Annotated in this window: 10 protein-coding genes; 1 reads left to right on the top strand and 9 read right to left on the bottom strand. The window is 70.1% G+C overall.

The window, feature by feature from the left end; translation table 11 throughout:
• Positions 1–98: 98 nt before the first annotated feature.
• Positions 99–713, bottom strand: a complete 615-nt coding sequence (gene lspA / locus ACWGKQ_RS42620; protein ID WP_453297420.1) for a signal peptidase II — start codon at positions 711–713, stop codon at positions 99–101.
• Positions 714–781: 68 nt separating this feature from the next.
• Positions 782–1,603, bottom strand: coding sequence for a TraR/DksA family transcriptional regulator (locus ACWGKQ_RS42615; RefSeq protein WP_453297419.1), 822 nt, complete (start codon positions 1,601–1,603; stop codon positions 782–784).
• Positions 1,604–2,196: 593 nt separating this feature from the next.
• Here ACWGKQ_RS42615 and ileS point away from each other — a divergent pair.
• Positions 2,197–5,334, top strand: coding sequence for an isoleucine--tRNA ligase (gene ileS, locus ACWGKQ_RS42610; RefSeq protein WP_453297418.1), 3,138 nt, complete (start codon positions 2,197–2,199; stop codon positions 5,332–5,334).
• Between the two features lie 257 nt (positions 5,335–5,591).
• Here ileS and ACWGKQ_RS42605 read toward each other — a convergent pair whose 3' ends face one another.
• From ACWGKQ_RS42605 to ACWGKQ_RS42575, 7 genes are all read right to left on the bottom strand, one after another.
• Positions 5,592–6,878: a DivIVA domain-containing protein gene (locus ACWGKQ_RS42605; protein WP_453297417.1), complete on the bottom strand. Its 1,287-nt coding sequence runs from the start codon at positions 6,876–6,878 to the stop codon at positions 5,592–5,594.
• 56 nt (positions 6,879–6,934) lie between these two features.
• Positions 6,935–7,219: a YggT family protein gene (locus tag ACWGKQ_RS42600; RefSeq protein WP_046729537.1), complete on the bottom strand. Its 285-nt coding sequence runs from the start codon at positions 7,217–7,219 to the stop codon at positions 6,935–6,937.
• Between the two features lie 51 nt (positions 7,220–7,270).
• On the bottom strand, positions 7,271–7,912 hold the full coding sequence (locus ACWGKQ_RS42595; RefSeq protein WP_383720159.1) for a cell division protein SepF: 642 nt from the start codon (positions 7,910–7,912) through the stop codon (positions 7,271–7,273).
• A 127-nt stretch (positions 7,913–8,039) separates the two neighbouring features.
• Positions 8,040–8,759, bottom strand: coding sequence for a YggS family pyridoxal phosphate-dependent enzyme (locus ACWGKQ_RS42590; RefSeq protein ID WP_453297416.1), 720 nt, complete (start codon positions 8,757–8,759; stop codon positions 8,040–8,042).
• A 6-nt stretch (positions 8,760–8,765) separates the two neighbouring features.
• Positions 8,766–9,494: a peptidoglycan editing factor PgeF gene (gene pgeF, locus ACWGKQ_RS42585; protein ID WP_453297415.1), complete on the bottom strand. Its 729-nt coding sequence runs from the start codon at positions 9,492–9,494 to the stop codon at positions 8,766–8,768.
• Positions 9,495–9,504: 10 nt separating this feature from the next.
• Positions 9,505–10,701 carry a cell division protein FtsZ gene (gene ftsZ, locus ACWGKQ_RS42580; protein WP_089101080.1) on the bottom strand — a complete coding sequence of 399 codons (1,197 nt, stop codon included), beginning with the start codon at positions 10,699–10,701 and terminating at the stop codon, positions 9,505–9,507.
• A 277-nt stretch (positions 10,702–10,978) separates the two neighbouring features.
• Positions 10,979–11,776 (bottom strand): cell division protein FtsQ/DivIB, encoded by a 798-nt coding sequence (locus ACWGKQ_RS42575; RefSeq protein ID WP_453297414.1) that lies wholly within the window; start codon positions 11,774–11,776, stop codon positions 10,979–10,981.
• Positions 11,777–11,934: the final 158 nt, after the last annotated feature.

The raw sequence follows: 11,934 nt of genomic DNA, 5'->3' as shown, positions 1-11,934 counted from the left end.
CCGTCGAGTATGCCGGACACCGCCGACACCCCCGCACGCAAGCCCCTGCGGGCCCCTCCCGGCCCCTGCCCCGGTTTCCCGGTCCGGCCCCGCCCCGGTCAGTCCTTGTGGACGGTCCCGTCCGGGTCCAGGCCGCGGAAGGAGAGCAGCACGATCAGGATGCCGCCGCAGACGATCGCCGAGTCGGCCAGGTTGAACACCGCGAAGCCCTTGGGCGCGATGAAGTCGACGACCTGGCCCTCGAAGATCCCCGGCGAGCGGAAGATCCGGTCGGTGAGGTTGCCGAGCGCACCGCCGAGCAACAGGCCGAGCGCGACCGCCCAGGGGAAGCTGTACAGCTTGCGCGCCAGCCGGAAGATCACGACGATCACGGCCGCCGCGATCACCGTGAAGATGATCGTGAAGGCGCCGCCGAAGCCGAAGGCCGCGCCCGGGTTGCGGATCGCGTGGAACTCCAGCCAGTCGCCGATCACCTGGATCGGCGCGTGGTGCTCCAGTTTGGCGACCACGATCATCTTGCTGACCAGGTCGAGGGCGTACGCGAAGGCGGCCACCGCGAACAGCACGGCGATCCGGCGCCCGCGCCCGGGCCGCCGGTCCGCGGTGGGCTGCTGATCCGCACCGGACGCGTCGGACGCATCGGGCGCCGCCGTCCGCTCGCCGCCGTCGTCCGGGGTGCCCGGCGTACCGATGATGCGTTCCGCCTCTGCCACGTGAGTCCCTCAAACCTAGGTGCCTGCCTCGGGACGAGACTACGGCACGCCCCAGGCGACCCCGATGCTCAGTAGCGGCGTTCCTGCTTCTGCTTGCACTCCACGCACAGGGTGGCCCTCGGGAAGGCCTGCATCCGGGCCTTGCCGATGGGGTTCCCGCAGTTCTCGCAGAGGCCGTAGGTGCCCGCGTCCAGCTTCGCCAGGGCACGCTCGGTCTGTTCCAGCATCTCGCGCGCGTTGGCGGCCAGCGCCAGCTCGTGCTCGCGGGTGATGTTCTTGGTGCCGGTGTCGGCCTGGTCGTCGCCGGCGCCGTCGCCGGAGTCCCGCATCAGGCCGGCCAGGGCGCTGTCGGACGCGTCGAGCTCGGTGCGCAGCCGCAGCGCCTCGGTCGTCAGCTCGGTGCGCGCCTCCTCGACCTCCTCCGGCGTCCACGGGTCCTCGCCGGGCCGCACCGCGAGTTCGCCCGGAACCGCCGTGGCGACCCGCGCCTTGGGGACGGCGGACTCCGCCGCCCTGGCCGTGCCAGGAGTCTTCTTCGCAACCACCGTCGTGGCTCCCGTCTGCTTCGCGGCCCGCGCCGCGCCCGCTTTCTTGGCCGTGCTCTTCTTGGCCGTGCTCTTCGCCGCGGTCTTCGTCGCCGCGGTCCCGGACGCGCTCTTCCCCGGCTTCTCCGCGGTGTCCTTCACCACTGCGGTCGCCTTCCCGGCCGCCTTCGCCCCGTCGGTCCGCTTCGCGGCGGCCTTCTTCTCGGCCGTCTTCCCCTCCGGTGCCTTCCTTACGGCCGAGTTCTTGGCGGAACCTTTCTCACCTGGCGTTCTCTTGGAAGGAGCCGCCGCTGTCGCGCGCGTGCTCTGCTTTCCGCCGCCCCCAGCGGTCTTTTTCGCCACCATGGCCGCGGCCCCTTCACATATTGTGATCTTGCACGCGAATCGTGCTGGGACGATAAATCGACTTGAGTCCCGCGGCAACGGGGCACGCCGCCCGATCCGCCTGCCCCGCACCCCCCACGCAGCAGGTATGCATCCGTTGTGCCCAGCTCCCCGCGCGGTAATCCGCCGAGCCGGACATCCCAGGATGCGAACACGCGTACCGCGCCATTCGGGTCATCTCGGCAGGTGGACGGCCCTGCTCGGCGGGCGCCCGGAAAACGCGTCGGCCGCTGTCCGTGCGGCGCCGTACACTGGGCGGAGCGAGAAGCGTGGATGGGGACGAGTAGCGGCGTACGCAGCCGAGAGCGACCCGGGGACGGTGGAAGCCCGGGGGCGAGCGCGACGCGAAGATCACCCCGGAGCCGCCGGAAGAACGCCCCGCAAGGGCCAGTAGAGCCGGCTTCGCGACCCCAATGAGGGGGCTCACCGGCGCGTACGGCGCCCGGGGAGCCAAGGAGGGTGGTACCGCGGGAGCGCGCCGCACACGGCGTCCGGAAGACAAGGCTCTCGTCCCTCCGACGGAAGGCAGCAAGTCCGTTGGAGGAAGCTCGCAGATGACAGCGCCGACGTACCGCCAGGTGCCCGCACAGGTCGACCTGCCCGCCCTTGAGCACGCCGTGCTCGACTTCTGGCGCGAGCAGAAGATCTTCGCCAAGACCCTGGAGCAGTCCGAGGGCCGCCCCGAGTGGGTGTTCTACGAGGGCCCGCCCACCGCCAACGGCATGCCCGGCGCCCACCACATCGAGGCGCGCGTCTTCAAGGACGTCTTCCCCCGCTTCCGCACCATGCGCGGCCACCATGTGGCCCGCAAGGCCGGCTGGGACTGCCACGGCCTGCCCGTGGAGCTCGCGGTCGAGAAGGAGCTGGGCTTCAGCGGCAAGCCGGACATCGAGAAGTACGGCATCGCCGAGTTCAACGCCAAGTGCCGGGAGTCGGTGACCCGGCACACCGACGCCTTCGAGGCGCTGACGACCCGCATGGGGTACTGGACCGACCTGGACGACGCCTACCGCACGATGGACCCCGAGTACATCGAGTCGGTCTGGTGGTCGCTGAAGACGATCTTCGACAAGGATCTGCTGGTCCAGGACCACCGCGTCGCCCCCTGGTGCCCGCGCTGCGGCACCGGCCTGTCCGACCACGAGCTGGCGCAGGGCTACGAGACGGTCGTCGACCCCTCCGTGTACGTCCGTTTCCCGCTCACCTCCGGTCCGCTCGCCGGCCAGGCCGCGCTCCTGGTGTGGACGACGACCCCGTGGACCCTGGTGTCCAACACGGCGGTCGCCGCGCACCCCGAGGTCGCCTACGTGGTCGCGACGAACGGCGAGGAGAAGCTCGTCGTCGCCGAACCGCTCGTCGGCAAGGCGCTCGGCGAGGGCTGGGAGACCACGGGCCAGTCCTTCACCGGCGCCGAAATGGAGCGCTGGACCTATCAACGTCCGTTCGAGCTCGTAGAGTTCCCCGAACCGGCGCATTACGTCGTGAACGCGGAGTACGTCACGACCGAGGACGGTACGGGCCTGGTCCACCAGTCCCCCGCCTTCGGTGAGGACGACCTCAAGGTCTGCCGCGCCTACGGCCTGCCGGTGGTGAACCCGGTCCGCCCGGACGGCACCTTCGAGGAGGACCTGCCGCTGGTCGGCGGCGTCTTCTTCAAGAAGGCCGACGAACGCCTCACCGAGGACCTGTCGCAGCGCGGCCTCCTCTTCAAGCACCTTCCGTACGAACACAGCTACCCGCACTGCTGGCGCTGCCACACCGCGCTGCTCTACTACGCGCAGCCGTCCTGGTACATCCGCACGACGGCGATCAAGGACCGCCTCCTCGCGGAGAACGAGAACACCAACTGGTTCCCGGACACGGTCAAGCACGGCCGGTACGGGGACTGGCTGAACAACAACATCGACTGGGCGCTGTCCCGCAACCGCTACTGGGGCACCCCGCTGCCGATCTGGCGCTGCGAGGACGACCACCTCACCTGCGTCGGCTCCCGCGCGGAGCTGACCGAGCTGACCGGCACCGACCAGTCGGAGCTGGACCCGCACCGCCCGTTCATCGACGAGGTCACCTTCGCCTGCCCCCAGTGCGCGAAGACGGCCACGCGCGTGCCGGAGGTCATCGACGCCTGGTACGACTCGGGTTCGATGCCGTTCGCGCAGTGGGGCTACCCGCACAAGAACAAGGAGCTGTTCGAGAGCCGCTACCCGGCCCAGTTCATCTCCGAGGCGATCGACCAGACGCGCGGGTGGTTCTACACGCTGATGGCCGTCGGCACGCTGGTCTTCGACAAGTCCTCGTACGAGAACGTGGTCTGCCTCGGCCACATCCTCGCCGAGGACGGCCGCAAGATGTCCAAGCACCTGGGCAACACCCTGGAGCCGATCCCGCTGATGGACCGGCACGGGGCGGACGCGGTGCGCTGGTTCATGGCGGCCGGCGGTTCCCCGTGGGCGGCCCGCCGGGTCGGGCACGGCACGATCCAGGAGGTCGTCCGCAAGACGCTGCTGACGTACTGGAACACGGTCGCCTTCCAGGCGCTGTACGCCCGTACGTCGAACTGGGCGCCGTCCGCGGCCGACCCGGCGCCGGCCGACCGCCCGGTCCTGGACCGCTGGCTGCTCTCCGAACTGCACGCGCTCACCGACCAGGTGACGCAGGCGCTGGAGGCGTACGACACCCAGCGCGCCGGCAAGCTGCTGTCCGCGTTCGTCGACGACCTGTCCAACTGGTACGTCCGCCGTTCCCGGCGCCGCTTCTGGCAGGGCGACAAGGCCGCGCTGCGCACGCTGCACGAGGTCGTGGAGACCGTCACCAAGCTGATGGCCCCGCTGACCCCGTTCATCACCGAGCGGGTGTGGCAGGACCTGGTGGCGCCGGTGACCCCGGGCGCCCCGGAGTCGGTGCACCTGGCGACGTGGCCGGAGGCCGACCTGTCCGCGATCGACCCGGAGCTGTCGAAGCAGATGGTTCTGGTACGACGGCTCGTGGAGCTGGGCCGGGCGACGCGTGCGGAGTCGGGCGTGAAGACGCGGCAGCCGCTGTCCCGGGCGCTGGTCGCGGCGGTGGGCTTCGACGCGCTCGACCCGGAGCTGCACGGGCAGATCACCGACGAGCTGAACGTGTCGTCGCTGGCGTCGCTGTCCGAGGTCGGCGGCTCCCTGGTCGACACGACCGCCAAGGCCAACTTCCGGGCGCTGGGCAAGCGGTTCGGCAAGCGGGTGCAGGAGGTCGCCAAGGCGGTCGCCGCGGCGGACGCGGCCGCGCTGTCGCTGGCGCTGCGCGAGGGCACGGCGTCGGTGGAGGTCGAGGGCGAGACGGTGACGCTGGCGCCGGACGAGGTGATCATCACGGAGACGCCTCGGGAGGGCTGGTCGGTGGCGTCGGACTCCGGTGCGACCGTCGCGCTCGACCTGGAGATCACCGAGGAGCTGCGGCAGGCCGGCCTCGCCCGGGACGCGATCCGGCTGATCCAGGAGGCGCGCAAGAACAGCGGGCTGGATGTGGCCGACCGGATCGCGCTCAGGTGGGTGTCGACCGACCCCGCGGTGATCGCGGCGCTGGCGGAGCACGCTCCGCTGATCGCCGACGAGGTTCTGGCGACCGACTTCTCCCAAGGCGAGGGGGATGACGGTTACGGCGATCCCTTCACCGACGAAGGGTTGTCGCTGACGTTCCGTCTGCGCAAGGCGTAAGCGCCGACTTGCTCGAGAAGGGCCCGGTCTCCACGGTGGGGATCGGGCCCCTTCTCGTACCTGCGGGTCGGGACGGTCACCGTGCGCGGCTCCCCGCGCCCCTGAGTGGGACCAGTGAGCGCCCCTGGGTGGGACCAGTGAGCGCCCCTTCGGCAGGTGCGCGCGACCCGTGTAAAAGGGCGGGGCCCCGGATCGGAATCCGGGGCCCCGCCCTTTGAACGCCTTGCCGACGTCTACGCCGCGCTACGCGGCCGCCGTCAGTTGTCGTCCTCGTCGATGAGGAAGCCGCGCATCGGGGACGGTGCCTGGCCCATCGGGGAGGGGCCCTGCGGACGTACCGGTGCCATCGGCTGGGTCATCGCCGGCGTCATCTGCTGCTGGCCGCCGTAGGACGGGGCAGCGGGGGACGGCGGGCCGCCCATCGGCTGGTTGCCGCCGTAGGACGGGGCGCTCGCGCCGGCCGGGGCCATGGAGGGCGCCGGGGACGGCGGGAGGGAGGCCGTGGCCGGGGTACGCGGCGGCGCCAGGGAGTCGTCGGCCTGGGTCTCCAGCTGACGCAGCTGCGACTCCAGGTACGACTTCAGACGCGTGCGGTACTCGCGCTCGAAGCCGCGCAGGTCCTCGACCTTGCGCTCCAGCGTGGCGCGCGCGGACTCCAGGGAGCCCATGGCGACGCGGTGCTTCTCCTGCGCGTCCCGCTCCAGCGCGTCGGCCTTGGCACGGGCGTCCCGCTCCAGACCCTCGGCGCGGCTGCGGGCCTCGCCGACGATCTTGTTGGCCTCGGAACGGGCCTCGGCGATCGCCTGGTCGGCGGTCTGCTGGGCCAGCGAGAGGACTCGGGCGGCGCTGTCGCCACCGGGGCCCTGACCGGGGCCGCCCATCGGACCGCCCATGGGGCCGCCCATCGGGCCACCCATCTGCTGCTGCATGGGCGGCTGGCCGCCCATCGGGCCCATGCCCTGACCCATCGGGCCGGGACCCTGGCCCATGCCCTGACCCATCGGACCGGGGCCCTGGCCCATGCCCTGGCCCATCGGACCCTGACCCATCGGACCGGGACCCTGCGGACCGCCCTGGCCACTGGGACCGGCCGGCAGCTGCGGGGCGCCGCTCGGCAGCTGCGGGGGACCGCCCATGGGGCCACCCATCTGCTGCTGCGGCGGGCCCGATATGCCGGCGGGCACCGGAGCGCCGGGACCTCGCATGCCCTGCTGCGGCATTCCGCCCTGAGGCATCCCCTGCTGCGGCATGCCCTGCTGCGGCATACCGCCCTGAGGCATCCCCTGCTGAGGCATCCCCTGCTGCGGCATACCGCCCTGCTGCTGGTCCTGCTCCGGAGGCTTGCGCATGTTCTGCTGGTTCTGGGCAGCAGCGCGCGTGGCCGCGGCCAGCTTGGCGCGCAGGTCCTCGTTCTCGCGGAGCAGGCGCGTCAGTTCGGCTTCGACCTCATCGAGGAAGGCATCGACCTCGTCCTCGTCATAGCCTTCTCGGAGGCGGACGGTCGTGAACTGCTTGTTCCGCACGTCCTCGGGGGTCAACGGCATCTCTTCACCTCAACGTAGTCGTCGGCGTTCGGCAAGACGGTAGGTCACATCGCTCATCACAGCCGACCAACGATCGCAATCAGGATGTAGACGATGATCATCAGCACGAAGAAGGACAGGTCGAGCGCCACGCCCCCGAGACGCAGCGGCGGGATGAACCGCCGCAGAAGCTTGAGCGGTGGATCGGTGACAGTGTAGGTGGCCTCAAGTACGACCACCATCGCCTTGCCGGGTTGCCATGAGCGGGCGAACTGGAACACGTAGTCCATGACCAACCGGAAGATGAGCACGATGAGGAAGCACATCAGCGCGATGTAGATCACATCCAGAAACACGCTCATGGTCCGTGCTTTCCCTCTCCCCTGTTACGTGCCTTGTACCGGTCTTGCGTCTCAGCTCTGGTTGAAGAACCCGCCCTCTGCGATGCGGGCCTTGTCCTCCGCCGTGACATCGACGTTAGCAGGCGACAACAGGAACACCTTCTGCGTCACCCGCTCGATGCTGCCGTGAAGACCAAACACCAAACCAGCCGCAAAGTCGACAAGTCGCTTCGCGTCTGTGTCATCCATCTCAGTCAGATTCATGATCACCGGGGTGCCCTCACGGAAGTGTTCCCCGATGGTACGGGCCTCGTTGTAGGTCCGGGGGTGGAGCGTGGTGATCCGGTACGGCTCTCGTTCCGACACGACCTTGGGCATGATCACCGGTGCGTTCTTCTCCAGGCTCGCGCGTTCTTGTGTGATGGACGCCACGGGGGCGATGCGCGCCGGGCGTCCCGATTCCGCGGGGAGCGAGGCGGCATGGGACACCGGTTCGCGCGGGGGCGACGGGTGCACCACTCGTACCGAATCGTCCCTTTGGGACTGGTGTGAACCATGGGACTGGTGCGACGGCTCGTGCCGTCGATGGTCCCGCTCGGGCTCCGGGTCCAGTTCGGGCTCGAAGTCGTCGTCAGGGTCGAATCCGCGGCCGTCGTACCCATCGTCCTCCACGAGGCCGAGGTAGACCGCCATCTTGCGCATCGCGCCGGCCATGCTCTGAGTCCTCCGCTCTGTGGTGGATCGGTGACGACTGCCAAGTCCCGCGATCCACACGGTCGTTGTGCCCACCCTGGGGCGGCATTGACCATATTTTCTGCTGTGGTCCGACTTCCTGGCGACGTTACCCGAGGCTGGGGCGGACTCCGAGTACCGCGGTGCCGACGCGTACATGTGTCGCCCCGGCGGCCACGGCTTCCTCGAGGTCCGCACTCATCCCTGCGGAGACCATGTTCGCAGCCGGATGAGTCCGGCGCAGGTCAGTCGACAAATCCATCAACCGGTCGAACGCCGCGCGTTGGCGCCCGGCGTACTCCCCGGTGAGCGGAGCGACGGTCATGAGGCCGTCGAGCCGCAGTCCCGGCGACCCGGCGACGAGGGCGGCCAACTCTTCGATTCCGCCCGGTGCCACTCCGCCGCGCTCTCCCCTTCCGCCCGCGCCCGCGTCGAGCGCGACCTGGAGGAGGCACCCGACCTCGCGCCCGGCCCGCACCGCCTCCCTGGACAGTGCGTCCACGAGCCGGGAACGGTCGACCGACTGCACGACATCCGCATAACCCACCACGGATCGCACCTTATTGGTCTGCAATTGACCAACAAAATGCCACTGGAGGGGCAGATCCGTACATTCGGCGGCCTTGGGGGCCGCGTCCTGGTCCCGGTTCTCGGCGACATGGCGCACGCCGAGCCCCGACAGGATCCGCACGTCGCTCGCCGGGTAGGTCTTGGTGACCACGATCAGGGTCACCTCTTCCCGCTTGCGTCCGGCCGCCGTGCAGGCGGCGGCGATACGCTCCTCGACTTTCGCCAGGTTTGCGCCGAGTTCGGTATTACGGTCCGTCATGCCCCATCAGTCCAGCCACACATAGCCGGCGAGCCGCCCGGTGGTGCGGTCCCGGCGGTACGAGAAGTGATCATCCGACTCCAGCGTGCACACCGGCGACTGCGCCCGGTCGTGCACCCCGGCGCGGGCGAGCTGTGCGTGCACTCCGGCGCTCACGTCGACCGCAGGAGTGCCCCAGCTGGTCTCGGCGTGCGCCGTCGGCTCGACGGCGGCCACCTCGGCGCGCATCGCCTCCGGAACCTCGTAGCACCGGCCGCAGACGGCGGGTCCGGTGCGGGCGACGATCCGGGCCGGGTCGGCGCCGAGTTCCGTCATGGCGCGTACGGCGGCGGGAACGACTCCGGCGATCATGCCGGGCCGGCCCGCGTGGGCGGCGGCCACGATCCCGGCGGCCGGGTCGGCGAGCAGGACCGGCGTGCAGTCGGCGGTGAGCACGGCGAGGGCGAGCCCCCGGCGTGCGGTGACCATCGCGTCGACCTCCGGTACCGGCCGCTCTCCCCAGGGCTCGTCCACGACGGCCACGTCGTTTCCGTGGACCTGGTTCATCCAGACCACCCGGCCGGGGTCCAGGCCGAGCGACTTGGCGGCGATCTCCCGGTTGGTCCGTACCACGCCGGGGTCGTCGCCGACCGCCCCGCCCAGGTTGAGCTCCTCGTACGGAGCGGCGCTCACCCCGCCCCACCTGTCGGTGAAGACGAAGTGCGCGCCGCTCACGGTCTCGCGCTGTCCTATCACGTCGTAAGGATCACTTGAGGAAGTCCGGTACGTCCAGTTCCTCGGCCGCGCTGTCCGTGTAGGAACGGGACGGCGGGACCGGCGGGGCGACCGGGATGTCGGCCACCGGCTCGGGCGCCGGCTCCGGCTCCTCCTTCGGCGTCACGCTGCCGAGCGAGCCGAAGGAGGGGCGCTCGGGCTCCCGGCGGGCCGGAGCGGGCTCCTCGCGGCGGGCGGAGGCCGAGGACGAGCCGAGGACGTTGTCCCGGCGGGCCGGGGGCTGGCCCCCGTCGAAGCCGGCCGCGATGACCGTGACGCGGACCTCGTCGCCGAGCGCGTCGTCGATGACCGCACCGAAGATGATGTTGGCCTCGGGGTGGGCGGCCTCGCTGACCAGCTGGGCGGCCTCGTTGATCTCGAACAGGCCGAGGTCGGAGCCGCCGGAGATGGAGAGCAGCACGCCCCGGGCGCCGTCGATGGAGGCCTCCAGGAGCGGCGAGGAGATCGCCATCTCGGCGGCGGCCACCGCGCGGTCGTCGCCGCGGGCCGAGCCGATGCCCATGAGGGCCGAACCGGCCTCGGACATGACCGACTTGACGTCGGCGAAGTCGAGGTTGATCAGTCCGGGGGTGGTGATGAGGTCGGTGATGCCCTGGACACCGGAGAGCAGGACCTGGTCGGCCGACTTGAAGGCGTCGAGCACCGAGACCTGGCGGTCCGAGATGGACAGCAGCCGGTCGTTCGGGATGACGATGAGGGTGTCGACCTCTTCGCGGAGTTCGGCGATGCCGTCCTCGGCCTGGTTGGCCCGGCGCCGGCCCTCGAAGGTGAAGGGGCGGGTGACCACGCCGATGGTGAGGGCGCCCAGCGAGCGCGCGATGTTGGCCACGACGGGCGCGCCGCCGGTGCCGGTGCCGCCGCCTTCGCCGGCCGTCACGAAGACCATGTCGGCCCCCTTGAGGACCTCCTCGATCTCCTCGCGGTGGTCCTCGGCGGCCTTGCGGCCGACGGCCGGGTTGGCGCCGGCGCCGAGTCCCCGGGTGAGTTCACGGCCGACGTCGAGCTTGACGTCGGCGTCGCTCATCAACAGCGCCTGTGCGTCGGTGTTGATGGCGATGAACTCGACGCCCTTGAGACCGACCTCGATCATCCGGTTGATGGCATTGACACCACCGCCGCCGACACCGATGACCTTGATGACTGCGAGGTAGTTCTGCGGTGCTGCCACGTCGAAGGCCTCTCGCCTCGAATTACGTTGCCGTCCACGTGCGATGCCCGCGCGGGACGGCAGATGCCGATTGGGACGGTCCGTAGCGCCGACCCGAACCCTAACGTTGAAGTTTAGGGTTACCAGTGTGTCTGTTCCCTGGAGTCTTCTGAACAGGACACTAAGTCGACAAGTGGCGCGCGTTCAACGAACACGCCGAACCTCCCGTTTTTCTTTTCACCCTATGTGATCAGGCATAGCGGTGCCCAACCAGGGTGCTGGCCTGCGCAGATGTGCGTCAACTGGCCGATGACGCAGGGGCGGTGGGGACGCTCACGTCGAAGTGCCGGGCGCCGGAGGCGGCTTTCATGAGTGCGGTGAGCGTGCGCGCCTTGGCGGCGTCGTTCTCGGAACTGCCCCACTCGACGACGCGGCCGCCGCCCAACTCCAGCGAGATGTCGTCGTAGGAACGGACCTTGACGGTCCGGGTGTCCCGGCGGACGGCGGCCGGAATGGCACGCGCGACGTCGACCGCTTCCCGCACCAGCCGGTCGGTGCCGAACCGGCGCAGGCTGGCGGTGGCCGAACCCGACCGGGACAAGCTCAATTCCAGCGCCGGAACGCCTTTCGGTGCCTGTGGAACCGTGGCGAACCGGACACCTTCCTTGTCCACTTCGGTGAAGTTTCCGCTCTTTTCGATGAGCAGCACCGGAGTGCGCTCGGTCACTTTCAGCCCGATTCCACGGGGCCAGGAACGGACGACGTCCACCACGTCGATTCGGGGCAGTTTCCGCCGCAGCCGGGCCTCGATCCCGTCGGTGTCGACGGAGACCATCGGCGCCCCGACCGGGACGTCGGCGGCCTCGAGGACCTGCTCGGGCGTCAGAACGTCCGTACCGGACACGGAGACATGGCGCACGCGCAGCCACGGGGAGCCGTAGAGCAGCCAGACGGAGCCGGACCCGAGGAGCAGAACGACCAGCGCCAGAATGACGATCCTACGAAAGCGGCGATTCCGCAGCCGGCGGACGAGCGGCGGGCCGGACGACCCCTGCTGGCGTTCACCGCGTTCGGCGGTGGAGGTCGGTCCGGCCACGCTGCACGCTCTCTTTCTCTTTCCAGGCTCGGTTCGCCTCCGGGGCGCCTCAGCCGGTGTCGGCGGCGCGGTGAGGTTGGTACCCCAGGGGCCCCCCCCCCGCGGCCGCACCCCCCCCCCCCCCCCCCCCCCCCCCACACCCCCCAAAAAAAAAACGG

This window comes from Streptomyces sp. NPDC054770 (assembly GCF_053611985.1).
Note: the sequence above shows the minus strand (reverse complement) of the source record. Positions and strands in the feature narration are given on the sequence as shown.

Coding starts and splice junctions, on each gene's coding strand:
- ACWGKQ_RS42615 (WP_453297419.1), bottom strand. CDS start 1,603: ATGGTGGCGAAAAAGACCGCTGGGGGCGGCGGAAAGCAGAGCACGCGC.
- ileS (WP_453297418.1), top strand. CDS start 2,197: ATGACAGCGCCGACGTACCGCCAGGTGCCCGCACAGGTCGACCTGCCC.
- ACWGKQ_RS42605 (WP_453297417.1), bottom strand. CDS start 6,878: ATGCCGTTGACCCCCGAGGACGTGCGGAACAAGCAGTTCACGACCGTC.
- ACWGKQ_RS42600 (WP_046729537.1), bottom strand. CDS start 7,219: ATGAGCGTGTTTCTGGATGTGATCTACATCGCGCTGATGTGCTTCCTC.
- ACWGKQ_RS42595 (WP_383720159.1), bottom strand. CDS start 7,912: ATGGCCGGCGCGATGCGCAAGATGGCGGTCTACCTCGGCCTCGTGGAG.
- ACWGKQ_RS42590 (WP_453297416.1), bottom strand. CDS start 8,759: ATGACGGACCGTAATACCGAACTCGGCGCAAACCTGGCGAAAGTCGAG.